This is a genomic window from Algoriphagus confluentis (assembly GCF_036245625.1).
GTDB classification, from domain to species: Bacteria; Bacteroidota; Bacteroidia; order Cytophagales; family Cyclobacteriaceae; genus Algoriphagus; species Algoriphagus confluentis.
In genome coordinates, this window is the sequence record NZ_BTPD01000008.1 from 41,606 (window position 1) to 64,844 (window position 23,239).

Here is a 23,239-nt window from a genome sequence, read left to right on the forward strand (position 1 = left end):
GTCCAAATTCAACTATTCCCAGATGGAATACTGCCATGGAGGCACATTTCAGGCAAATGGCTGATCTATGGAAGGGCTGGGCTGCGAGAACCATACCGGTCCATTTTCGGTCATATACACACAATCCTCGTGTCTTACCCCAAACTCCCCTACAATGGAAATGTTTGGCTCGATGCTGAAACACATGCCGGGCTCCAGGATAGTTTTATTGCCTCGGACAGCATTTCCCCATTCGTGCCCATCCATGCCAATCCCATGTCCAGTCCGATGAGGCAATCCGGGAAGTTTATAATCCGGACCAAAGCCCGCATCGGAAATCACCTTTCTTGCAGCAGCATCCACCGCTTCGAGTGGTGCCCCGATTTGTGCAGCTTTATACCCTGCCATTTGGGCTTCTTTTTCCAGATTCCAGATTTCCAGCTGTCTGGAAGTGGGTTCTGCCCCAAAGACGAGCGTTCGGCTGATGTCCGAATTGTATCCCTCTACCGTGCAGCCACAATCCACCAAGACCACATCCCCAGCCTTCAACACCTGAGGCTTGGTCGTGCCATGAGGAAAAGCCGAGGCCTCGGCAAAATTGGCTAGGGCAAAGGCATGCCTTCCTCCCATTTTCTGATGAGCTTGAGCGACTGCAGCCGAAAAAGCGGAAGGACTTACTCCCTCTTTCAGCGCGGAAAAGCCCAACTTCATTGCCTCGATAGTAAGCTCGGTGGCCCGCTGCATGAGGGCAATCTCCGTCGGAGACTTGATAATCCGGCAAGGAATAGTGACCGGATCTGCACTAACCAAGTCAAATCCTCCTGCTACCTGCCGGAGCCCATCCGCAATAAAAAATCTGACCCGCTCTTCGATCCCTATCTTGCCCGAGCGAGCTCCAGAGTCCAAAATGGCTTTTTTGATCTGCTCATAGGGACTTTCGTCTTCTTCCCAAGGATACACCGCCGAACCGATTGTGATCCGCTCCTCTAGTCGATCCTGCTCAAACTTAGGACAGATATAGCTCACCTCTCCCCGGGCAGGAATCACTACGACCATGGGTCGTTCACTTTGGCCCCAAGTCATCCCGGTGAAGTAATTCATGGAAGTACCCGAGTCCAAAACAATGGCCACCATTCCGTTTTGCCCCATCAAGTTTTGGGCTTTAGCGATTCGACTTTTCCTTTCTTCCAGAGAAATGGGCTGAATATCTTCTACCCGGGAGGTCAATTTTTCCAATTGGGACTCAGTCGAAAGAGTACTCCCAGCCCAAGCTGAAGTGCCAGTGAATAGGGAGGTACCAGCTCCCAAAGCGGTGATTTGCATAAAGTTTCTTCTTTTCATGATTGGATTGGTGGAATAAAGAGTGGCTAGATCATTTCGGGAGCTGAATGTCATAGGCTCGGCCCTTTCGGACATTCAGGTTGCGATCTCTTAGCCAAGGGTTGTATAGTTTGAGTTGTTTGTAAGAGCTTCCCTGACTTTTGGCCCAAGAAGCCAAGTCTTTGATATCTTCATCCACACGGACTGTTTTCAAGTCAGGGTTTTGGTAATAATCCTTTTCCTTCAGGTGAAAACCAAATTCGCCAGGATTCTCAAAAATCACTTTAAATGCCAAAATCCGGAAAAGGTACCGACTTGTCTCCTCATTGAGGTAGAGGTCATAGTAGCTGGAATGCAGCTGCTCTTCCTGTCTACGCGAAAAGCCACTTTGACCCATGTTGTAGCTAGCGGCCACGGCCGTCCAATCCCCAAATTTCGCATGAGCTTTTTTCAGGTATTCAGTGGCGGCTTGGGTGGATTTTTCGAAATGGTAGCGCTCATCCACATCACCCGTCACTTCCAGCCCATACTCTTTGGCTGTACTTTCCATAAACTGCCAAAATCCTCTTGCCCCGGCGGGAGAGACCACATTCATGAGCCCACTTTCTGCCAAGGCCAAGTACTTGAAGTCATCGGGAATGCCTGCCTTTTCCAAAATGGCTTCGATTTGGGGAAAATACTTCCCGGATCGCTTCATCAGTAGGATCATATTCGATTCCCAATAAGCATTCACATAAATCTCCCGCTCCAGTCTTTCCAGTACATCCGGCTCCTCCAGGGGAACTTTCTCCCCGGCAAAGCTCAGTTCCTTGGGCAAATCGAATAAACGAATGGAATCCCGACTACTCGAAGAGGGATAAAGCACAAGTGGTTGCTCCTGAAAAGTGGATTCCACAGAAGGGACTTCGGGTGTATTGGACCAATAAGCCATTGCAGACAGAAAAACAGCCGCAACACAAAAAGTGTATAAAGAAATAAGATGAAAACGGGACATGAAGATATTGGGAAGGGTCAGATGACCAAGGTAATTTTCTTCCGAAAATATACCCAAAAACTTTATGCAAATGGCTTGATTCGGGTGTCTTTATCCTGGTTCAAAAAACTTTATATGATTATCCGCAATGATACCAGTAGATCAAAATGGCCTCGACTTCGCTCGGCCTCTGGGTTTGGAGTTAATTATGGGAGGGGAGAAAACAAACGGTCACCGAGCAAAGTCCAGGTGAAACCATATAAAATTCGGTAACTGGCAGGATTGCGGATAATCGGAAAACTTTAAATTAAAAACCTAAATCAATCCTGATGCTATCGTCAAGCCTTTATCCCTTCATCATTTCCAAAATCTCATCCAAATACTCTCTGGAGTTGGAAAGCCTTGGCACTTTATACTGTCCTCCCAACTTTCCTTTTTTACCCAACCAAGCTTCAAAGAGTCCGGGTGAAGCGGAGTGAAGGATCAGTTGCTTCAAAGCAAGGTCTTTATGCCGCTTGGCATCATAGTCTGAGTTGATTTCCCGAAGTCGCTGATCCAGAATCCGGGTGAAGTCGTCCAGATTTTCGGGAGATTTTTTGAATTCCACCACCCATTCGTGCGCTCCTTTAGAGCCAATCCCTTCAAAGTAAACAGGAGCTGCGGTAAAATTGGTAATGCTGGAGTCTGTCTTTTCACAGGCAAATTGAATGGCGTTTTCGGCATTTTCCACAATGACTTCTTCTCCAAATGCATTGATAAAATGCTTAGTCCGCCCGGAAATCCGGAAGCGATAAGGCCCTGTAGAGGTGAATTTGACCGTATCCCCGATTTTGTATCGCCATAGCCCTCCATTGGTGGAGATGACTAGTGCATAGTTTTTTCCTACCTCTACCTCCTTCAGTGGGAGAATCTTTGGATGTTCATTTTCCCACTCCTCCATCGGGATAAATTCATAAAAAATACCGTAATCCAGCAATAAGAGTAGCTCATCCGAATCCGGCTGATCCTGAACTCCAAAAAACCCCTCAGAGGCATTATAGGTCTCCATATAGCGCATTTTTTCGGAAGGAATTAGCTCTTTAAATAGCGCGCGATAAGGCCCAAAAGCCACTGCACCATGGAAAAAGACCTCCAAATTTGGCCACACTTCCAGAATGTGCTTTGCCTTTTTCAATTCAAGAATACGCTGAAGCAAGACAATGGTCCAAGTCGGGACCCCTGCGATGGAAGTGACATTTTCGTTCATTGTCTCCCGGGCCATTTTCTCGATTTTGGCCTCCCATTCACTCATCAGCGCCGTCTCCAAGGAAGGAGTGCGGGCAAATTGTGCCCAAATGGGAAGGTTTTGCATAATGACTGCTGAAACATCCCCTGCCCTGGCAGTTCCCTCTGGATTCAATGGATTCTTCTCCAAAGTACCCCCAATGGAGAGACTTTTTCCGGTAAATAATTTCGTATCCGGGTGATTGCTAATGTAGAGCGAAACCATGTCTTTACCCCCTTTGTAGTGGCACTCTTCCAGGCTTTCTTCGGAAATGGGGATGTATTTGCTTCGTGAAGAGGTCGTACCTGAAGACTTGGCAAACCATTCGATAACAGTATTCCAGATTACGTTTTGCTGGCCTTTCATCGTCTTTTCGATAAATGGCTTGAAGCTTTCGTAGTCAAAAAGCGGGACTTGGGAAGAAAAATCGGTGTAGGTCTTTATTTTTTCAAACCCATATTTTTTCCCGAATTCTGTCCTGATTCCTGCCTCGATGAGTTCACGAAATGTAGCCTTTTGGACTTCTTGGGGATTATTTTTGAAATGGTCTATCTGTACCAAGCGGCCTTTGAAAAGCCAGGTCATAAACGTATTGAGGACCTCCATCAGTTAAAAATTTTGCGTTTCAGCTCAAATTGGCTTCCAAGGTAAACCTTTCTGACCTGCTCATCGGCAGCGAGCTCTTCGGCTGTTCCGGCTTTTAGCAGCCTGCCTTCAAACATGAGATAGGCTCGGTCAGTGATGGACAAGGTTTCATTTACATTGTGGTCGGTGATCAAAATGCCTATATTTTTGGTCTTTAGCTTGGCTACTATGGTCTGGATTTCTTCTACAGCGATCGGATCCACCCCCGCAAAAGGTTCATCCAAGAGCACGAACTTGGGATCTACGGCCAAGGCACGGGCGATTTCAGTTCTTCTCCTTTCTCCACCGGAGAGCACCATACCCAGATTTTTCCGGACATGGGTAAGGCTGAACTCCTCCAAAAGCATCTCCACTTTTTCCTTTTGCTCAGCCTTGGGCATTTTGGTCATTTCGAGAACGGCCAAAATATTTTCTTCTACGGAGAGCTTCCTGAATACAGAAGCCTCCTGAGCCAGATATCCGATCCCAAGCTTGGCTCGCTTATACATGGGCAAGGAAGTTATCTCTTCCTTTTCCAAAAAAATCTTCCCTTCGTTGGGCTGGATCAGACCTACGATCATATAAAAGGAGGTGGTTTTTCCGGCTCCATTTGGACCTAGGAGTCCCACGATCTCTCCCTGTTCTACTTCGACTGAGATGTCGTTGACCACACGACGGCCTTTGTATATTTTCACGAGGTGTTCGGCAAGAAGCTTCATATCAATCGAATTTGATGTCTTTAATGTAAAGTTGCAAACTGCTTTTGTCCCGGAAGAAGTTTTCCCGGATTTCTGCCAAAATATCAAAACGCATCCTTCCCCGAAGCATATTCACCGTAGTCAGATCCGGATCTTTGGCCCGGTCGGCCATCCCAAACCCCAAGCAGACCGGAGTGGTCAACTGCCCGTCCTGAACGATTTTAAATCTCAAGTGCTTGTCTTTCAATACAGTGACATCTTCTGCATACACATTGCTGATCCGGAAGACCGGCTCGGTATTGCCGGGGCCAAAAGGCGCCATCTGCTTCAAAATATTGTAAAACCGGTAATTGATCTGATCTAATATCAGCTCGTCGTCCACTTCAATCACCGGCTTGAGGTGAATGGCTTCAATCCGGCTTTTGACTACTTGCTCAAACTTGGCCTGGAAAGCAGGCACTTTATCCACACTCAGTGTCAGTCCTGCGGCATATTTATGCCCTCCAAACTGATCCAAGAGGTCGGCGCATTCCGCGATGGCTTCGTATATATCAAAATCCACCACCGAACGTGCACTTCCGGTAGCTTTATTGTTCGACTCGGTCAGAATGATGGTGGGACGATAGTATTTTTCGATACATCGGCTGGCCACGATTCCAATTACCCCTTTGTGCCAGTCCTCTTTGAACAGCACGGTAGAATTCCACTCGGCTTGCATTTCCCGCTCAGCGAGCATTTCAAAGGCTTCCTTGGTGATATTTTCGTCAAAATTCCTCCGGGTGGCATTCACCTCATCGACCAGCTTGGCCCGCTCGATGGCTTCGTCCAGATTGGAAGAAATCAACAACTCCACCGAAGCCTGGGCATGTTCCAGTCTTCCGGAAGCATTGATTCTAGGCCCTATTTTGAAAACGATATCCGAAATTTGGATTTCCTTTTCCACTTTGGCCTGAATGATCAGCGCCTTCAATCCCGGTCTTGGATTGTTATTGATTCGATCTAATCCAAAAAAGGCCAAAATCCGGTTTTCTCCGGTAATCGGAACGATGTCCGCTGCGATGCTTACAGCCACCAAATCCAAATAGGGGTACAGCCTAGACTCTTCTATCCCATGGGATTTGGCATAGGCCTGAATCAATTTGAAACCTACTCCACAGCCACTGAGCTCCTTGTACGGGTAGGCACAGTCTTCTCTTTTGGAATCTAAAACGGCGATGGCTGCAGGAAGCGTTTCGCCAGGTGTATGGTGGTCGCAGATGATAAAATCCACTCCCAATTCAGAAGCTAAGGCCACCTTGTCGATGGCTTTGATTCCGCAATCCAAGGCAATCACGAGTGTAAACCCACTTTCTGCAGCGAACCGGACGCCCTTTTCCGAAATCCCATAGCCTTCTTTATATCGATCCGGGATGTAAAAATCTACATCGGTGTAGATCCCTTTCAAAAAACTATACATCAAAGCCACAGCTGTGGTGCCGTCTACGTCATAATCCCCGTAAACCAGAATTTTCTCTTCACTTTGGATCGCCTGATGGATTCGGTCCACAGCCTTGTCCATGTCCTGCATGAGAAAGGGAGAGTGGAGCTGACTGAGATTGGGACGAAAGTAATCCTTAGCCTGATCAAATGTCTCCACACCTCTGTTGATCAGCATATTGGCCAGAATAGGATTCACATTGATCTCTTTTCCGAGCTTTTCGATGGCTGACTGAGAGGCTTTGGGTTTTTGTTTCCAGACGTACTCCATGAGATAAAATTACAAAAGTAATTGAGATGAGCCCCTCAAAACTACAGAGGGAAGATAGGGTATAAGCGAACATTCGGACCAAAAAGTTTCTATTCTCCCCGATTTCGTCGCCTTTTATCCTGACGATAGTATGACAGAAAAAGCAAGGGAGAAATCAATGCCTTGAGCTTCCAGTTGTTTTTTTCATGAAAACTCAAGCCCGTATCTGCATTTACTTCCCGATACATCCGGAAAGCCGCTACCGCATGAGCGATCACGATGAGAAACAATATGGAATAAATCAGAAGTTCGTTCATAGCAATTCGATTGTCTGAAAACCCGGAAATCCACCGGCCTTTGCAAAGAAAGCTTAGCTGCTTTTCCTGAGAATAAGTGCAGCCCAGTTTTCACGGGTAGAAGTTTTGACCCAATTAAGCCCGAGCTTTTTCCCCAAATCCACCAAATCCTCCACATCCTCAGCGTAAAATCCACTCAACAGGAGATACCCTTCCGGCTTGAGGAGTGTAGCATAGATTTCCATTTCATCCAGAAGCACGTTTTTATTGATATTGGCCAAGACAATATCAAAGGGTCCTTGGGGATTGACCTGCCTGATCGTGCCTAGCCCCATTCGGGTCCGCAAGCCATTGAGGTCAAAGTTTTCATTGCCATTATCCACGCACCAATCATCGATATCAAAAGCCTGAACCTCAGCAGCCCCAAGGAGATGGGCCATAATAGCCAAAATCCCTGTTCCGGAGCCTACATCCAAGACTCGCTTGCCCTTATGGTCTAGTTCTCCCTGATGCTTGAGCATCTGAAAGGTCGTGGCATGATGGCCGGTGCCAAAGGACATCTTCGGATTGATCACAATCTCATGTCGATAGCCCGACTGAGAAGGATGAAAAGATGCCCGCAAATACACCAAGTCTCCCACAGCAATGGGATCGTAGTTTTTCTCCCACTCCTCATTCCAGTTGACTTTAGGCATTTTGCCCTCGGTGAGCTGAATTTGGGCAGCGTCCCGATACCTATCTATCAGGGCATTGAAGGATTGCCTATCGAAGCCATCCTCGGGAATATAGGCATCAATCCCATCGTCTGTTTCTAAAAAAGAGTCAAAACCGATCTCAGATAGCTCAGCGATCAGTATTTCCCTGAATTCTTCCAGGCAGTTGATTTTAAACTCCAAGTACTCCATAGCGATTAGGTTCAATGAGGACACAAAGAAAAGGTCTGCGGAAACACAGACCTAATTTTAATTTTTCCCGAGGGAATGGATTAGAATGACTTGATGATTTCGATAAAGTCTCTGGACTTGAGGGAAGCTCCACCGATCAGTCCACCGTCCACATCCGGCTTGGAAAAGAGCTCCTTGGCATTTCCCGGATTGGCACTACCTCCATAAAGGATCGAGGTAGCATTGGCGATGTCTTTCCCGTATTTGCTGGCAATATGTCTTCTCAGGGCCGAATGCATTTCCTGAGCCTGATCTGCAGTGGCTGTTTTTCCGGTACCAATAGCCCAAATGGGCTCATAGGCGATGACTACTTTTGAAAAATCCTCCGGAGAAAGGTCAAAAAGACTTTCGGTCAGCTGGAATTTAACATTAGCCTCGTGGGTGCCTGCCATTCGGATTTCCAAGGATTCTCCACAGCAGAAAATCGGCGTCAGTCCATTGGCCAAAGCCTGCTTCACTTTGGCAGTGAGCAAGTCATTGGATTCCTTGAAGTATTCTCTCCGCTCTGAGTGGCCCAAAATGACATAGCTTGCTCCGAAAGAGGCCAATATTTTTGCCGAAACCTCCCCGGTGAAGGCTCCTGATTCCTTGTCTGAACAGTTTTGGGCTCCCAAAAAGATTCCTGGAGTATCCCCGATCAATTTTTTTACAGGTAAAAGGTGCGGAAATGGCGGATTGAGTACAGCGATGACATCCTTGATGGATTCATCTTTATACATATTGACAATCTCGGAGGTGAGTTTTTGACCCTCATCGTAGGTCAGATTCATTTTCCAATTGCCGGCAACGATTTTCTTTCTCATGGTAGGCTAAAATTTATTTGGTTTGAAAAAAGAGTAAGCAGGAGTATTTTCAACCAAAATTACCAAAAATGTCCAGCTGGGGAAAAAATAACGACTATCAGACCCCAAAAAATTATTGGTCAGTACAAGAAGCCAAAGAAAAAATCCAAAATTTCTGTGCTTATCAGGAGCGCTGTGCCTGGGATGTAAGGAGAAAACTTTTCGAAAAAGGAATACCGGAAAAAGATATTGAGGACTTGCTCGATTTTTTGAATCAGGAGGGGTATCTGGACGAGGAGCGCTTTGCCCGGTCTTTTGCCCGGGGAAAATTCCGCCTGAAAAAGTGGGGAAAAAACCGGATTCAGCAGGAATTGCGTATGCGAAAAATCAGCCAAGCTTCCATCCGTGCCGGGTTAGAAGAAATCGATCCGGAGGAATACTACGATACCCTTTTGACCCAAACGGAGAAGAAATGGGAGTCCACCCTGGAAAAAGACCTCTACAAAAAACGCTTCAAAGTCATCCAGTACCTAATGAGCAGGGGATTTGAACAGGATTTGGTTCAGGAAGCAGTGGGCAGTTTGCAGTAGGCAGTAATTCCGACTACTGCTTACTGTCAGCTGTCGGGATCATCTCGCTCATAATCTTTGCCGATAGCAAGGAAAGCGGAATCCCTCCACCGGGATGGACACTTCCTCCACAGAAATAGAGGTTTTTGATCTCGGAAGAATAATTGGCGTGGCGAAGAAAAGCCGCAAAGCGATTGTTGGAACTGTTGCCGTAAAGCGCTCCGTTGGCTGAGGAAGTTTTGAGCTCGATGGTGCGTGGCTCGAGAATTTCCTCTACTTCGATAAGCGGCTCCAAGTCGGTCTTCAGTATCCGGTTGATTTTTTGAATGATGGACTTTCGGGCATCAGCGATGAGTTGATCCCAATCCTGTCCTTGATTGTTGGGCACATTGATCATGGTAAACCAGTTCATGCATCCCGGCGGGGCGTCGTCCGGCTTGTATACAGAAGTGATGTTGATATAGACAGTGGGGTCCTCATAGATGCTGCCCAGCTTGAATATATGCTCAAACTCCCGCTTGTAATCTTCCGAAAAGAGGATGTTGTGCAGGTCCAGTTGGGGAAATACCTTCTTGATTCCCCAGTAGAAAATCAAAGCCGAGCTGGATTTGGGCTGTTCCAGGAGCTTTTTGGGTTGCTTTTGTTTTTTCAGAATGGTCTTGTAGGCATTGACCATGTCCATATTGTTGACCACCAGATCCGCCGGGATCTTTTGCTGATTTACTCGAATGCCGGTGGATTTTCCGTTTTCGACCAGGATTTCTTCCACCGGAGAGTTGAAATGAAACTTGACTCCCATGCTTTGAGCCAACTTAAACAGACTAAGGGTGATGTCATGCATTCCCTTTTTTGGAAAAAATGCTCCGATATTGAACTCCAAGTGGGGAATGATATTCAGCGTGGCGGGTGTCTGATACGGATCGGAGCCGTTGTAGGTAGCGTAGCGATTGAAAAGCTGCACCATTTTTGGACTGGAAAAAAGCTCCTCATTAGCCTTGTTCATAGTCGAAAAAATACCCAGTTTGCCCATTCTCAGATAGGACTTGAGGGCCTGAGGGCCGGTCCAAGTACCCAGCTTGTGGAGAGAGCTGTGCATAAATAAAGGAGCGAGATGATCGTAGATGTAGGCCGATCTCCGGAGAGCCTGCCGGACATGAGCGCCGGACTCGCCTAGGCGCGTCTCCACTTCCTCAGCAAATCGATCCAGATCCGACCAAGCCTTCACCTTCTTTCCATCCTCCCAAAAATAGTGGCAGGCTACATCGAGCTTTTGGTATTCAAAGTACTCCTTGGGATCTTTTCCCGCTAATAGAAACAGTTCTTCCACCTGCTCGGGAAGAGTAAAAAGAGAAGGACCTGCATCGAAGCGATACGCTTGGAGTTGGATTTCGGAAAGTTTTCCTCCCGGATAGGAATTGGCTTCGAAGACCTCGACCTGATAGCCCTTGGAAGCCAATCGGATGGATGAGGCTATTCCGGCTATTCCGGAGCCGACGATAACAGCTTTAGCTGGCATGAATGCTAGGATGAGTTGGTTCTAGATCAAAGAAAGTTTCTTTCAACGTTCAAAGAGTCAATTTCTCAAGATTGTTTAAAATTATCTGATTATCCGTAATCAAGCCAGTACATAAATTAGGAGGGATAAGTCTTTCGGGTAATCGACACCGGAAGACCGGCACCAGTCAACGGTACCCCCAGATAAATACGTATCTCTTCGGGACTTTTTTCCTGATGGAAAAGCGAATTTTTCCTATAAAACCTTCATTCTGTTCTGCTTTTAAGGACTTTGACAAATTCTTTCAGCCAAGGAGTCAAAAAAAGGAGCTCATGGACTGCCAAGAAAGCCGTCCCTACTAGCCCGGATTTGCTACACCGAGAGGTCCAAAACCCTTTGGATTAGGTATCGGTTGCACCGGAGTTAGCAAGGCTAGCTTCTGAAAATGGAATTTCCAGGTAAACCTTCCATTTTCCTTCTGCCTTTTTGAGAAGAAAAAATCCTCCGGCAAGAAATTCTGCTTCAAATTCCCGGGCTTTCGCCAATTCCAAAACGGCTTTGAATTTTGAGTCCTTGAGATCCTTGAAAGCCAAAGTCATGTGGGGATGGTAATTCCGGTCACTCAGCTCATCGACGAGATGAAGTTCTTTTTTACAAAAACTCTTCAATGCAGACTGGAGAAGAAGTAAGGGTGCAGATAGCTTCACACTCAAAAACACCACCCTTTTTCCAAAAGTCTGTACCTTCCCCAACTCAACCTTGAAGGGCTTAAATCGCAAAGAAAACCTGTTGAGCTGTTCTATCAAGACTTCCTCCTTGGCTTCATTGTAGGAAAAGGGCATTTTCAGCGTAATATGTGCCGGAGACTTGAGCGCATACTTCACATTGAATTGATCCCGAATCTCAGATTTGATGGATTCCGCCTTTTCCAATATTTCTTTAGGCGGCATAAGTGCCAAAAAATACTTTTCCTTCTTTTTCATCCCTGCTAAGTTACCTCAAATAGGAGATTCAAACCTAAATCAAAAAAACTGTTCTATTTCCCCAATCAATCCTTTAACTTAAGGCAATTAACCCAATTTACTATGAAGTATTTTCCTAAGGTGATGATCGGCCTCGATCTTACTGAAATGGACGACATCCTGATCAAAAAAGTAGCCGCCTTGGTTGAGTTTCTTGGTATTGAAAAATGCTACTTTATTCACGTTGCAAAAAACCTGGAAATCCCTCAAGAAATCCTCAATCAGTACCCTGACTTGATTGCACCCACGGATGAGTCCATCGAAGCAATGATCGCTTTGAAACTGAAGGAGTACCATTTCCCTACCTCTGTGGATACGGAAATCTTTGTGGAAGAGGGAAGTCATCCATTGGACACTTTTTTGCGCTGGGCAAAGCTGAAGGATGTGGATCTGATCATCATGGGACGCAAGGAAGAACTGGCCGGCCATGGAGTTTTGGCTGACGGTGTGGCAAAAAAGGCTCCTTGTTCTATTTTACTCCTGCAGGAAAAGCGCCCGGTGAAGTTTCCCAAAAAAATCATTCTATTGACCGACTTCTCTTCACACAATCATATGATTTACGAATTCGGAGAAAGGATCGCCAAAGACCTCGATGCAGAGCTTATCCCACTCCATATCTATGATGTACCGGTGGGGTATTCCAAGACAGGCAAAACCTTCGAGGAATTTGCCGAAATCATGAAAGGAAATGCAAAAAATGATTACCGGAAATTTATTTCCAAACACGAAAACCCGGCTGCTGAATGTCAGATGCTGCTGAATGATGGAAAAAATATCGGAGTACAGATCTCCGAATTTGCCAAATCGGTGGATGCTGACCTTATTTTGCTGGGATCGAGAGGCCGAACCTCCTCAGCAGCAATCCTGCTGGGAAGCACGGCAGAAAAAGTCATCCATAACAATAAGTATCTTCCCATGCTGATTTTCAAGAAAAAGGGTGAAACCATGGGCTTTTTTGATGCTCTATTTAAGATTTAATCGGCTTGGTCAAGTAAAAACAAGCCTGATCTCCTTTGCCCTCCTGATTGAACAGGAGGGCTTTTTGTTTCATTTCCTTTAGCTCTTTGGAAGTATAGACAGGGAGGATTTGTTGGGGATCCAGGGGCTGATTCCGTTCGTAGGCTTCGGTACCCCAAAATTGAAAAGCGTCCGAATCAAACTCCACCTCTTCCAGGGTAAACCCCGTTTGGTCAGCCAAAATACCCAAACCCGAAACAGACGGGATAATCAAGTGCCGGGGAGCGTCGAGTTGTACCCAATATTCCCGTTTTTCTTTCCAAACTTCAGCATCTGCCACCGGACAACGGATCAGAAGCTGCCCTCCCGGATTGAGCTTTTCAAAGCAAGTGGACAAAACCTGACGGGGATCCTCCAAATGCTCAAAGGAATGGTGCATCATGATCAGATCATACAATCCTTCTGCCTGATCAAAACTCATTTTATACAGGTGGATGCCCTCGTCCAGACGTTTATTTTCTGGAATGAAAGGGTCAAAACCCGACAAATTGGTATAGCCGGAGGCATGAAGTTCGTAAAGCAATTGACCATTTCCACACCCGATATCGGCGATTTTTTGGTCAAAGCGCCGATGCACTTTACCTAACCAGTACCCATAGGACGGAGACAAAATCCCGGCTGCAAGGAAGATTTTCAACCGGATTTTCTTGAGCACCTTTTTCCAATTTGGGGAAGCTTGGAGGTCAAGGAATGAATAATACTGCTCGGGGTAAAAGCTCCCCAAATTCTCCGGGGACTTCTTTAGCTGGATGGATCCGCAGGTAAGGCATTCCTGATAAAGAAAAGACCCGGGAAGTCGAAACATTCGCTCCTGGGCCACGAATTCCTTTTGATCCTTGCTACCGCAAAACCTGCACCCTACTTGGTTCTGATCAATAGGCGTTTTCACGGTTGAAAATCAATTCATAAACGGTCTTGACCATGATTTCCATATCCAATAGAAAAGACCAGTTGTTGATATAAAAGTAGTCCAGCCTCACTCTGGAGCGGATTTGGTGCGGATTCTCGATTTCTCCACGATATCCCCTTACTTGGGCGAGACCGGTTATTCCCGGGCGGATTTTATGGCGGGAATTGTATCGCTCGATTTGGGTTTTGAAGGTCTCATTCATCGGAATGGTATGAGGCCTAGGACCCACGATAGACATATCTCCGCTCAGTACGTTGAGAAACTGCGGCATTTCATCCAAAGAGGTATTTCTGAGAAATGCTCCGATCCGGGTGACTCTGGGGTCATTTTTGGTAGCTTGCTGGGTATCCGCATAGTCATTGGGAGTCATGGACCGAAACTTCAGACAATTGAAAACCCGATTATTCACGCCATTCCTTTTCTGAATGAAGAAAATCGGCCCTTTCGATTCCATTTTGATTAAAATTCCTACAAGAGGGATCAACCAAGAGAGGATAAAGAGGGTAACCAAGCTGGCAAACATCAGGTCAAAAGCCCGCTTGGCCAGGCTATTGATGGGATGATCAAGAGGTATATCATTGACATTGATGACAAAAAAGTCTCCATATCGGGAAAAAGAAAGATTTTTCTCCAGCTGCAAGCTTCCGCCCGGGATCATTTTCACCTTGATGTAATTCTCATCTGCAAAGTCAATGACCTTCTTTACCAACCCCGGTTCTAGGTGCTCGTGAATGTAAATCAAATCCAAATCCAGTCTTGGAGCCTGTTCAAAGAAAGTGGAAATACCCCCTCGGGTCTGATTACAATCCGCCAGATCATCAAAATAACCCAGGAAATTGATGCCAAAATCCTTCCTGATTCTAAAGACATCTGCCAATCTCGGACTTGTCCCGCCTTTTCCGACGATGACCGCATTTCGGTAGTTTTTGCCCTGAATCCGATAGACCCTTAGGGCCATGTGTGTACCTACCCGGAATGACCCCATGAAAATGAGGAGCAAACTGCCAAAACCCAGCATCTGAAGCCATCTGTTTTCTTCCAGCTCCAGTGGGGTCCAAAGAATCGCCATGACGGCCAAAAACCAAAACAAGGTAATTCCCAGATTGCTCAGGGTGTGGTCATAATCTTCAGTCCTCCCGATCTTGTAATCCTTTCGCAAAACAGAGATCAGCAGCCAGGCACCCGCAAGAGGCAGATAGGCAAAAAAGGCTATTTCATTCAAAATACCCAGCTTTTCGAGGAGAAAATCCGCGAGCCAAAGGGTAAAAAGAACTACTAAAAAATCGGTTAGTGTAAATAACCATGGAAAATAGATATCGAATCTTCTCTTCATAAAAATTGGTGATTCCTAAATGGGCTTATTCGCAAATCCGTTAAAATTCTATGCCATTTTTGGCTTTGCGACCTAAAATTAAGAAAGAAATTATCAAGCATGCTTACTTTTGGGATTATTTGTCAATTCTTCACGCCTCTCGGCCAGCTATGCAATTTATCCGAAATCTTTTTGCCTCGTCAGACCATCCTCAATCCCTAGGTGCCAAATTCAGGAAGCAAAGACTGGCGAAATTTGAGAAGCTTTTTTTTAGAAATTTTCGGCTCGAAAAACCCATTCGTATCCTTGACGTGGGAGGAACGGACTATTTCTGGAAACACAGTCAAATCCCTCAAATTCCCAACTTGAGAATCACGCTGCTGAACCTGCACCAGGAAGCACCCAAACACGCGAATATAGAATCCGTAATCGGAGACGCGACTCACATGCCGGAGTTTGAGGAGGGAAGCTTTGATCTGGTTTTTTCCAACTCGGTGATCGAGCACTTGTACACCTACGAGAACCAAGAGAAAATGGCCAAAGAAATCCGAAGGGTCGGAAAAAAATTTTTCGTCCAGACACCCAATAGGTATTTTCCAGTAGAAGCCCACTATGCCTTGCCTTTTGCCCAATACCTTCCGGACAAATGGCTGTTTGCGCTGCTTACCAAAACCCCCTTAAGCAGGATGAAACGTTGGGCTCCTCAAGATGCCGAACAATACATCAAAGAAATCAGACTTTTGAATGAAAAGGAATTGAGAGCGCTCTTTCCGGGGGCAAAAATTCTAAAAGAACAATTCGGGGGACTCACCAAGTCCATCACTGCCCACAATCTCCGCTAATCGGCAAACTGAAGCCGGACTAAGTTGGCATAAAAGCCTTCTTTTTCCTGAATCAGCTCCTGATGGCTTCCCTGCTCTACAATTCGGCCTTCGCTGAGCACGTAGATTCTATCTACTTGCCGTATGGTAGCCAATCGATGAGCAATAATTATCGTAGTCCGGCCTTTCATCAGCTCATCGAGCGCCTCCTGCACCAGTGACTCCGACTCCGCATCCAAGGAAGAGGTAGCCTCGTCCAAAATCAAAATGGCAGGATCTTTCAAAATCGCCCTGGCGATAGCCACCCGCTGTCTTTGTCCTCCGGAAAGCTTCACTCCCCGCTCACCAACCAAGGTATCCAAGCCTTCGGGAAACTGGGAAATAAACTGCCAGGCGTTGGCTTTTTTGGCAGCAGCAATCAGTTCCTCTTCCCTGGCATCCGGCTTGGCATAGGCGATATTTTCACGAATTGAGCCTCCAAAGAGCAAAACTTCCTGAGGGACAATGCCGACTTTGCTTCGCAAGGCTTTCAAATCCCAATCCTCCACATTTCGGTCATCCACACGGATTTCACCTGATTGGCTGGAATAAAATCGGAGTAGCAGCTGGATAAGGGTGGACTTGCCGGCGCCAGAGTGTCCTGCCAAAGCGACTTTCTCTCCGGGATTTACCAAAAAGGAGATGGATTTCAATACCTGAATCTCGGGACGGGTAGGATAACGAAACCCTACTTGATCAAATTCAATTTTGCCTTCAAATCGACCCGCTTTACTTCCTCCTTCGGCTTCCGTATCCTCTCCGAGAATTTCCAGTACGCGCTCAGAGCTACCGATGGCTTTTTGCAACTGGGAATAAATATCTCCTAATCCCGCGATGGACCCTCCGATAAACGTAGTGTATAGCACAAAGGAAACCAACTCACCCACACTCATCTCGCCTGAGGCAACAAGACTTGCTCCATACCACATCACCCCAACAATGCCACCAAAAAGCGCAAAAATGATGAAGGAAATAAATGCTCCCCGGTATTTGGCTGTTGTCAAGGCTACTTTCACTACCCGATTGAGCCCCCTGCCATACCGGTCTGATTCGTAGGCCTCACCCACAAAGGACTTGACCGTACTGATCGACTGCAGCGTCTCCTCTACAATCACATTGGCTCCGGCAAGTTCATCCTGGGTCTTTTTGGAAAGCCTTCGAATAAACCGCCCAAATACCATGGCAATGACTACAAGGACTGGAAATGTCCCGAGCATGAACAGGGTCAATTTCGGCGTATTGAACAAAAGAAAGCCTACCCCTGCCACAAGCGTGATGACCTGCCTAAACAACTCCGCCAAGGTAGTGGAGAAGGTATCCTGAAGCTGACTGACATCTGCCGTGATTCTACTGATCAATTCCCCAGTCCTCCTGCGGTCAAAGAAAGTCATAGGAAGCCGTACCAATCGGGAATAAAGGGCCTGTCGGATATCGCGCATGGAGCGCTCGGATACCAAGGCAAAAAGCCAAACCCGGAAAAAAGAAAACACACTCTGTATCGCCAGAATAGCGATCAAAATCAAGGCGATGGAATTGACATCCGTAACGATCCACGCACTGCCTTGGGCCGTATCAATCAACTTGCCTGCTACGTAGGGAAAAGTGAGCAGCGTGAGTGAAGAAAACAGAAGAAAAACCAAGCCTCCGAAAAACGCCCATTTGTAAGGCATCAAAAACCCGAAAATCCCTCCCAGCTTGCTTAGATTCTGCTTGTTCAACCTCCGCTTCTCCTCAGGCTCCAGAGCAGTTCCTCTTTGTTTTGCCATTATTTATTTGGTGATCAATGGGCAAAAGTAGGGCTTTGCAAACAGAAATGACAAAAAAATCACACCTCAGGATCATTCCTCACCGATTAATCGTCCAGCAAGCGATGAGCCAGTGACTCCCCCAAGGCCGCCGAATGCTTAAATCCATGCCCGGAGCAGGCCGAAACCAAGAGTGCCTTTGAATCTCCTCTCCATGGCTCGATGACAAATCTTGCATCCTCAGTGACGGTATAAAAGCACACTTCTGACCGGATAAAATTTGGCCTGAGACCGGAAATTCTTCCTCTTACCTTTTGCTCCCAAAACTCTTTCTGCTCTTCCCAACTTACCTCACGTCTGAGCAGGTCCGGGTGATCGACCTCCAAAAAAGACTCGGTGGCCATTTTGATGGACTGTCCATCCAGAGAAGGAAATCCATAGATAAAATCCTCCGCATCAGGACCAAAACCCCACATCCATACCGGGGTATCTTTCCAGGAGAAACTGGGATCAACTTCAATCCAATGCAAGATTTGCCGGCAGATCTTAAACCTCTTTTTGGCAGTTTCAGAAAGAAAATCTTTTACCCACCCACCTGCCGAAATAAGGAGTTTTTCAGCCAAATAGGTTTGTTCGGGAGTTCTTAAGCAAAAATGATTGCCCTCCTTTTCTATCCCCAAAACCGGAGAGTCCAAGGCTAGCTCGGCTCCTTGCTCTCCGGCTAATCGAAGTTGGGTCCCTATAGCCAATTCTGGCCTGAGGTAACCGGCTTCTTTTTCCCAGTAAACTCTTCCTGAATTGGGAATCCGGAAGGCAGGAAACTGATCGCTGACCTCCTTAAGGTTTGGCAAAGCATGGGCGATCTGATGGTTTTTGGCAAATCGGGCTGTCCGATCCCAGAAGCCCTCCGAGCCATGCTTGGCCCAGGGTTTTTCCCCCGAATCGATAAGGATCCCTCCCGTCTGGGTAAATATCCGAACCCCACTCTTGGCTTCCAATGCTCTCCAAAGCTCATGGGAGCGCTTGGCCAAAGCTACATAATCCTCTCCTTCTCCCACGGCCAATCGGGTGATTCTGGACTCTCCATGACTTGAACTCAAGGTATGAGGTGGAGCAAATCGATCCAATCCAAGAACCCGCTTACCGGAGAGACTGAGGTGATAGATTGCCGCGCTTCCGACTGCACCCAGTCCAATCACCGCTGCATCGAAGATTTCCTGTTTTTCCATTCCGGGGTTTCTTTTTGATACAAGGTAGACACTCCGGACAATCAAAAAAAAGCCGGAATCAAATCCGGCTGCAATTTTAATTTTTCCCCATTTGGGCATCGATAAGCTCTCTTTTGAGCTTACGTTCGCGCTCGAGGGTATTTTTTCGATGCTGATCAAATTCTTCCTGAACTTCCTCAAGATCCTTTTTGGCTTTTTTGATTTTGCTGAAGCTTCGGAAATATTGCAAAGAGAAAAAGGCAAGAAAACCGGCCAGTACAGTCACCAAAGTCCACATCATCGAGGAATAAACCGTCTTTTGAATATTTATGCCCAGAAAGGAAAAGCTTTCTTTGGCTTCAATGGCTGCTTCCTTTTCTTCAAGGGCTTCATTGAGGGACTGGGTGATTGCTTGGATACTGTCTGTCTTGGTGATTTGAGCATTCTTTAGGTCACTTACCTGTACTCTCATCGTTCGGAGCGAATCCAAAATATTGGATTTGAGTTTCTCCAGGTTCGCCTTTTTTACTACCTCATATTCTTGGAAGTTATTGGAGACCTCATAGATGTATTCAAACTGGCTTTCGATGGTACCGGAATTGAGGGATTTTTCAGAGGTGCTTCCTTCTTGAGCTTGAAGACAAAAGAAAACGCCAAAAAGAAGAGGCAGAAGAAGGGTAAATTTTTTCATCCAGATACTTTTTCAGGTGGTTTTCAATTCGTTTTTCAATAAACGTGCCTTTTTGAACCCAAAGGCATTTTTTTTCAAGTTTAATCCATTTATGAAAAATAAATCTCCAAAAACCGGGATTTCTAATCCATTGAAAATACATCAAGTCAAGAATAATATTGATTTCCAATGATTTATAGTAAATTTCTTAGAAACTTTTCCAAAAACAAAAGCCCAGAGGGCGAATAGAGGGGGAATGGGAGGATGGACTTGGGCAAGTTTTGCTTGCAGGTGGCAGCAGAGCATGGGAAGGCCTTTCCTGGGGCCATGTAAACCTATAACATCAGATGAAACTGAGAACTTTTAAAATTTGGCTTTTTTTACTTCCTCTAGTGGGGGTATTGGGAGTTTTGCTTTTTGTCCAATCCACCAACAACAGAGAAGAGCTGGAGCAACAGCACATTCGGAGCATTGCTTCCCTGAGTAAGGACATTCCTGCTGCGCTTGCCGATTATCTGGTCAGAGTAGACACCTATATTCTCCGAAAAGCTTTTGGAGAACTAGAGGGAGATTTGGGTCAAAATGCCCGCGATGTTCAGGCCTATTTGTCAGGTTTTCAGCCTGAAATCCTATCCCTCCGGTTTGTGGAAAAGTCCAACTTGCCCGCTGAAACGCTAGAAATCAATCAAACCAAGGTGAGAATACGAAACCGGCCCATACAAATCCGAAAAGAACTTCTAGCCACCTTCAATGGAGCAGTCACCTCCAAGAGCTTCATCGTCGGCAAGCCTGAAAACGGGAAAAACAGCTTGCTGATTGATTTGGATGTGCCTATACGGGAGCTTTTCCGAAAACTGGAGAAAAATGATTACACCTTCCAGCAATTTTTTCTCACTGACTCAAAAGGGACTATTCTCTATCCCAAAGAAGAAGAAGGTACGCAGATTTTCGATCCCAATTCGGACACTAAGTCAGACTCCCTGGTCAGCTACAAATCGGGAATATCCATCCAAAACATCAATTACAACCAGAGAATTTACAGAGCATATAGTCAAAGTATCAGACTTGACCCGCTCCAACTTTATTTTGTGGGGATATATGACGATGCTTATTTCCAAAAAGTAGGCCTGAGGATCAACTACAATCTACTAAGCATTCTCCTTTTCACTTTGGTCGTGCTAATTTCTTCTTTGCCCATTCTTACCTTGGTCAATTTGGGTAAAGGTGACAAACTATCTCAGTCCAGAATCATCCAAGTGGGTATTTCTTTGATGGCCTTGGCCGTGGTCATTGGCTTTTCACTTTCCTTCACCAAAAACCGCATTATTCCAGTCGAATCTCTCCACGGGGAAATACAGCAAGCTGTCCGGGAATTTGGAACGAAAATCGCCCACCACGACTCCCTATTGAGCCAATGGGAGGGAGGAGAACCAGTGACGAAAGACCAAGTCAATGAATACATTCTCATCGATCCCAAAAATGGGTTGGTCAAAAATATTCTATTTGTAGGCAACAGCGGAAGTACGGCTCTTCACGTCAAGTTTGGCGAAGGAATATCTTTTATTGACCTCAGTGATCGGGAATATGTGAATTATTTCAATAAGGAAGACAGTAAATCACGGTTTATCAGTTCTCATTACAGCAGGGGAAATGGCAATCTGGAGTCGGTGATTTCTCACAAAGAAAAAAATGGATTGGTCAAGGCCATCACCTACACTCCCGGTCTGAGTAAGGGGCTCAGTGAAGATTTTCGGATTTTGTTGGTTAAAGATGAGGGTTCTCTTTTGTATAAAACCCAAAAAGTGGAGTCCTCCATTTCCAATTTGGAGGAATCAGTCAGTCAGGAAAAATGGAGTGAAATCCGAAGTTTGATGAACAACAATCGGGAAATTTCCCACACCGTAAAGTTGGAAAGCCCAATATATCTCAATGGCCACCATTACACGGCATTGATCAGCAGGATAGAAGACCAGAATTTCGATCATTCCCTATGGAGTATTTTTATGGTAAACATCAATCTTTACCATGTCTTTTCTGCCCTTACCTCTCTGGAAGGAATCGTCTTCATTTTAGGGTACTTTTTGTTTCTTCTGGGTACACTTCTCCTCCAACAAGCCGTCCGAAAAAATGAAAACCGGCAAGGATTCAAATCTTTCCTTTTTGACTGGCTCGTTCCGACAAAAAACCGGCAGGGAAAACTTTTCTTCCTGATGATTTTTTACTTTGGCCAATTTCTGGTCATTCTGGGGATCTTGTATTTGAACCACTTCAACCATCTTCAAACTCTTTTTCTTCTGATCTTCTCTACCCTTCAGATTTCTTTTGCCAATCTGCTCATGGCTAAACTGGAGAATCTCAGAGAGAAGACTGCTCCCAGCGAAATGATTGCAATTTTTCTGGTAGGGATTACCCTCTTGGTATTTACTCTTGCCATCAATCCTGAGACTGGTCGCGCCATGGGGATTCTAGCGGTATATGGTTTGGTTTTTTCCGTCCTTGGGTTTAAATCGATTCAATATAACTTTCTGAAATTCGAGAAAATAGGTTCTCAAAATCAACTCACGATCTATCTGCTGGTCTGGTTTTTCATGATTGGCTTTTTCCCGGGATACCTTATCCAGTCCAAAACCCAAAAATTCGAGCAAGTAATCTGGAACAGTCAGCACCGATCCACTCCCATTGTACACGGAGGAGGATTTGAAGTGTTTGAAAAAGCGCGACGGAGCATGATGGTAGCCCTGACCGACCCTTTTGATCCAAAAATCCAAAATTTCATTGCTCCAGATCAGGCTTTGGTGAAGGCAGCCTGGGAAGGTCAGCCTTTCCGACTTACCAGCAGCTGGATGCCTTTTTTCTTCTTTGGTTTACTCTTGACGGTTACTTTTTTTATTATCCGATGGATTCAAGATTCCATTTTCTTTGACTTCAATCCCCATTTTTCTCAAAAACAAGCCCTGGGTGGACCATTTAACTTTATTTGCTGCATCCATTCGGGCCAAAAATCTCCCGGGCTCCTTGTTTCACCCGCCCACAAGCTTGACTTCCAGTTTGAGTCTTTGCCCAAGGAGGAGGAAATAGGACATCGGGAATCCTATCTTTTCCTTAATGTGCACTGCCTCGAAGATTTGATTTCCCTAGCCAAGATCATTGGAAAAATCAAGAAAATGGAGGGCAAGGTCACCCTCTTTTCCGGCACCCTGTGGAAACAACTCTATTCCAGCCTGAAGACGGACCGGGAAAAGACGGTATTCTCCGAGGCCTTTTCGGATTTTAACTTCAGTGTGGAAGAGATCCATGACCCTTACTCAGCAGGTATTTATTCGGAAGATGAGAGTCTCACCCAGGTCAAACTAAAAAAAGCCTTTTATGCCAACATTTGGTCGGAATTGAGTTTGGAGGAAAAATTGGTATGCTATTACTACGCAGAAGCTGGTTTCTTTAACCCCGCCGCCGAAAGCACTCTCATGGATCTGGCGCAGAAGGGGATTATCAAAGACAATCCTGAATCCAAACAGGAAGGTGGATGGAGGGAATGGCGCTTATTCAGTCCGGTATTCAGGCAATTTATCCTTTCCAATACCAGCCGGGAGGAAATTCAGCTCTTTGAAGATTACGAAAAGAAAAACGGCAATGTCATGGTAGTCCGTACCGCTGCGATCAGCTTTGTATTGATTTGTATCGCCATGGTCGGAATTTTTGACCGGGCATTTTTCAATGAAGCCTACGCCTATCTCACGGGAGGTTTGGGAATCTTGGGTACGCTCTATTCCATGTTCAACCAGGGGATTTCAGGGCTATTCAAAGGAAAAACCAAACCGTGAGCGG

General features: G+C 45.9%; 19 protein-coding genes. 4 read left to right on the forward strand and 15 right to left on the reverse strand.

Features of this window, described 5'->3' with window-relative positions; all coding sequences use genetic code 11:
- Positions 1-48: 48 nt before the first annotated feature.
- The 8 genes from AAA943_RS12955 to tpiA all read right to left on the reverse strand — a co-directional run bounded on the left by AAA943_RS12955 (position 49) and on the right by tpiA (position 8,627).
- The gene (locus AAA943_RS12955; RefSeq protein WP_338224683.1) at positions 49-1,320 is read right to left on the reverse strand and encodes a M24 family metallopeptidase; all 1,272 of its coding nucleotides are present in this window, start codon (positions 1,318-1,320) and stop codon (positions 49-51) included.
- Positions 1,321-1,351: 31 nt separating this feature from the next.
- Positions 1,352-2,293 (reverse strand): lytic transglycosylase domain-containing protein, encoded by a 942-nt coding sequence (locus AAA943_RS12960; protein ID WP_338224684.1) that lies wholly within the window; start codon positions 2,291-2,293, stop codon positions 1,352-1,354.
- Between the two features lie 325 nt (positions 2,294-2,618).
- A complete protein-coding gene (locus AAA943_RS12965; protein ID WP_338224685.1) occupies positions 2,619-4,142 on the reverse strand; it encodes a GH3 auxin-responsive promoter family protein in 1,524 nt (507 codons plus the stop codon).
- The gene (lptB, locus tag AAA943_RS12970) at positions 4,142-4,879 is read right to left on the reverse strand and encodes an LPS export ABC transporter ATP-binding protein (protein WP_338224686.1); all 738 of its coding nucleotides are present in this window, start codon (positions 4,877-4,879) and stop codon (positions 4,142-4,144) included. The genes AAA943_RS12965 and lptB overlap by 1 nt, the downstream gene beginning before the upstream one ends.
- A gap of 1 nt (position 4,880) precedes the next feature.
- Positions 4,881-6,605 carry a single-stranded-DNA-specific exonuclease RecJ gene (recJ, locus tag AAA943_RS12975; RefSeq protein ID WP_338224687.1) on the reverse strand — a complete coding sequence of 575 codons (1,725 nt, stop codon included), beginning with the start codon at positions 6,603-6,605 and terminating at the stop codon, positions 4,881-4,883.
- Between the two features lie 89 nt (positions 6,606-6,694).
- Complete coding sequence (locus AAA943_RS12980; protein WP_338220450.1) at positions 6,695-6,901, reverse strand: hypothetical protein; 207 nt, start codon at positions 6,899-6,901, stop codon at positions 6,695-6,697.
- Positions 6,902-6,954: 53 nt separating this feature from the next.
- Complete coding sequence (gene prmA, locus AAA943_RS12985) at positions 6,955-7,785, reverse strand: 50S ribosomal protein L11 methyltransferase (protein ID WP_338224918.1); 831 nt, start codon at positions 7,783-7,785, stop codon at positions 6,955-6,957.
- An 80-nt stretch (positions 7,786-7,865) separates the two neighbouring features.
- Positions 7,866-8,627 carry a triose-phosphate isomerase gene (gene tpiA / locus AAA943_RS12990; RefSeq protein WP_338224688.1) on the reverse strand — a complete coding sequence of 254 codons (762 nt, stop codon included), beginning with the start codon at positions 8,625-8,627 and terminating at the stop codon, positions 7,866-7,868.
- Positions 8,628-8,695: 68 nt separating this feature from the next.
- Between tpiA and AAA943_RS12995 the strand changes: the two genes are divergently transcribed.
- Positions 8,696-9,196 (forward strand): regulatory protein RecX, encoded by a 501-nt coding sequence (locus AAA943_RS12995; protein WP_338224689.1) that lies wholly within the window; start codon positions 8,696-8,698, stop codon positions 9,194-9,196.
- A 13-nt stretch (positions 9,197-9,209) separates the two neighbouring features.
- On the opposite strand, the gene crtD is transcribed toward AAA943_RS12995, so the two are convergent.
- Together crtD and AAA943_RS13005 are read right to left on the reverse strand one after the other, a co-directional pair.
- A complete protein-coding gene (gene crtD, locus AAA943_RS13000) occupies positions 9,210-10,691 on the reverse strand; it encodes a 1-hydroxycarotenoid 3,4-desaturase CrtD (RefSeq protein ID WP_338224690.1) in 1,482 nt (493 codons plus the stop codon).
- Positions 10,692-11,071: 380 nt separating this feature from the next.
- The gene (locus AAA943_RS13005) at positions 11,072-11,653 is read right to left on the reverse strand and encodes a 2'-5' RNA ligase family protein (protein ID WP_338224691.1); all 582 of its coding nucleotides are present in this window, start codon (positions 11,651-11,653) and stop codon (positions 11,072-11,074) included.
- 102 nt (positions 11,654-11,755) lie between these two features.
- On the opposite strand from AAA943_RS13005, the gene AAA943_RS13010 reads away from it, so the two are divergent.
- Positions 11,756-12,670, forward strand: a complete 915-nt coding sequence (locus AAA943_RS13010; protein WP_338224692.1) for a universal stress protein — start codon at positions 11,756-11,758, stop codon at positions 12,668-12,670.
- On the opposite strand, the gene AAA943_RS13015 is transcribed toward AAA943_RS13010, so the two are convergent.
- Both AAA943_RS13015 and AAA943_RS13020 read right to left on the reverse strand, forming a co-directional pair.
- Positions 12,660-13,598: a class I SAM-dependent methyltransferase gene (locus tag AAA943_RS13015; RefSeq protein WP_338224693.1), complete on the reverse strand. Its 939-nt coding sequence runs from the start codon at positions 13,596-13,598 to the stop codon at positions 12,660-12,662. The genes AAA943_RS13010 and AAA943_RS13015 overlap by 11 nt on opposite strands.
- A complete protein-coding gene (locus AAA943_RS13020; RefSeq protein WP_338224695.1) occupies positions 13,582-14,952 on the reverse strand; it encodes an exopolysaccharide biosynthesis polyprenyl glycosylphosphotransferase in 1,371 nt (456 codons plus the stop codon). The genes AAA943_RS13015 and AAA943_RS13020 overlap by 17 nt, the downstream gene beginning before the upstream one ends.
- A 149-nt stretch (positions 14,953-15,101) precedes the next feature.
- Here AAA943_RS13020 and AAA943_RS13025 point away from each other — a divergent pair, with 149 nt between their 5' ends.
- On the forward strand, positions 15,102-15,773 hold the full coding sequence (locus AAA943_RS13025; RefSeq protein ID WP_338224696.1) for a class I SAM-dependent methyltransferase: 672 nt from the start codon (positions 15,102-15,104) through the stop codon (positions 15,771-15,773).
- Here AAA943_RS13025 and AAA943_RS13030 read toward each other — a convergent pair.
- The 3 genes from AAA943_RS13030 to AAA943_RS13040 all read right to left on the reverse strand — a co-directional run bounded on the left by AAA943_RS13030 (position 15,770) and on the right by AAA943_RS13040 (position 19,435).
- Positions 15,770-17,557: an ABC transporter ATP-binding protein gene (locus AAA943_RS13030; RefSeq protein WP_338224697.1), complete on the reverse strand. Its 1,788-nt coding sequence runs from the start codon at positions 17,555-17,557 to the stop codon at positions 15,770-15,772. The genes AAA943_RS13025 and AAA943_RS13030 overlap by 4 nt on opposite strands.
- An 86-nt stretch (positions 17,558-17,643) precedes the next feature.
- A complete protein-coding gene (solA, locus tag AAA943_RS13035) occupies positions 17,644-18,765 on the reverse strand; it encodes an N-methyl-L-tryptophan oxidase (RefSeq protein ID WP_338224698.1) in 1,122 nt (373 codons plus the stop codon).
- A 76-nt stretch (positions 18,766-18,841) separates the two neighbouring features.
- Complete coding sequence (locus AAA943_RS13040) at positions 18,842-19,435, reverse strand: hypothetical protein (RefSeq protein ID WP_338224699.1); 594 nt, start codon at positions 19,433-19,435, stop codon at positions 18,842-18,844.
- A gap of 326 nt (positions 19,436-19,761) precedes the next feature.
- On the opposite strand from AAA943_RS13040, the gene AAA943_RS13045 reads away from it, so the two are divergent.
- Positions 19,762-23,235, forward strand: a complete 3,474-nt coding sequence (locus AAA943_RS13045; RefSeq protein WP_338224700.1) for a hypothetical protein — start codon at positions 19,762-19,764, stop codon at positions 23,233-23,235.
- The last annotated feature ends 4 nt before the right edge of the window (positions 23,236-23,239 follow it).

Bases quoted from the DNA above. Each gene is read 5' to 3' on its own strand.
- AAA943_RS12960 (WP_338224684.1), bottom strand. From the start codon at position 2,293: ATGTCCCGTTTTCATCTTATTTCTTTATACACTTTTTGTGTTGCGGCT.
- recJ (WP_338224687.1), bottom strand. From the start codon at position 6,605: ATGGAGTACGTCTGGAAACAAAAACCCAAAGCCTCTCAGTCAGCCATC.
- AAA943_RS12965 (WP_338224685.1), bottom strand. From the start codon at position 4,142: ATGGAGGTCCTCAATACGTTTATGACCTGGCTTTTCAAAGGCCGCTTG.
- prmA (WP_338224918.1), bottom strand. From the start codon at position 7,785: ATGGAGTACTTGGAGTTTAAAATCAACTGCCTGGAAGAATTCAGGGAA.
- AAA943_RS13045 (WP_338224700.1), top strand. From the start codon at position 19,762: ATGAAACTGAGAACTTTTAAAATTTGGCTTTTTTTACTTCCTCTAGTG.
- lptB (WP_338224686.1), bottom strand. From the start codon at position 4,879: ATGAAGCTTCTTGCCGAACACCTCGTGAAAATATACAAAGGCCGTCGT.
- crtD (WP_338224690.1), bottom strand. From the start codon at position 10,691: ATGCCAGCTAAAGCTGTTATCGTCGGCTCCGGAATAGCCGGAATAGCC.
- tpiA (WP_338224688.1), bottom strand. From the start codon at position 8,627: ATGAGAAAGAAAATCGTTGCCGGCAATTGGAAAATGAATCTGACCTAC.
- AAA943_RS12980 (WP_338220450.1), bottom strand. From the start codon at position 6,901: ATGAACGAACTTCTGATTTATTCCATATTGTTTCTCATCGTGATCGCT.
- AAA943_RS13040 (WP_338224699.1), bottom strand. From the start codon at position 19,435: ATGAAAAAATTTACCCTTCTTCTGCCTCTTCTTTTTGGCGTTTTCTTT.
- AAA943_RS13030 (WP_338224697.1), bottom strand. From the start codon at position 17,557: ATGGCAAAACAAAGAGGAACTGCTCTGGAGCCTGAGGAGAAGCGGAGG.
- AAA943_RS13020 (WP_338224695.1), bottom strand. From the start codon at position 14,952: ATGAAGAGAAGATTCGATATCTATTTTCCATGGTTATTTACACTAACC.
- AAA943_RS13005 (WP_338224691.1), bottom strand. From the start codon at position 11,653: ATGAAAAAGAAGGAAAAGTATTTTTTGGCACTTATGCCGCCTAAAGAA.
- solA (WP_338224698.1), bottom strand. From the start codon at position 18,765: ATGGAAAAACAGGAAATCTTCGATGCAGCGGTGATTGGACTGGGTGCA.
- AAA943_RS13010 (WP_338224692.1), top strand. From the start codon at position 11,756: ATGAAGTATTTTCCTAAGGTGATGATCGGCCTCGATCTTACTGAAATG.
- AAA943_RS12995 (WP_338224689.1), top strand. From the start codon at position 8,696: ATGTCCAGCTGGGGAAAAAATAACGACTATCAGACCCCAAAAAATTAT.
- AAA943_RS12955 (WP_338224683.1), bottom strand. From the start codon at position 1,320: ATGAAAAGAAGAAACTTTATGCAAATCACCGCTTTGGGAGCTGGTACC.
- AAA943_RS13025 (WP_338224696.1), top strand. From the start codon at position 15,102: ATGCAATTTATCCGAAATCTTTTTGCCTCGTCAGACCATCCTCAATCC.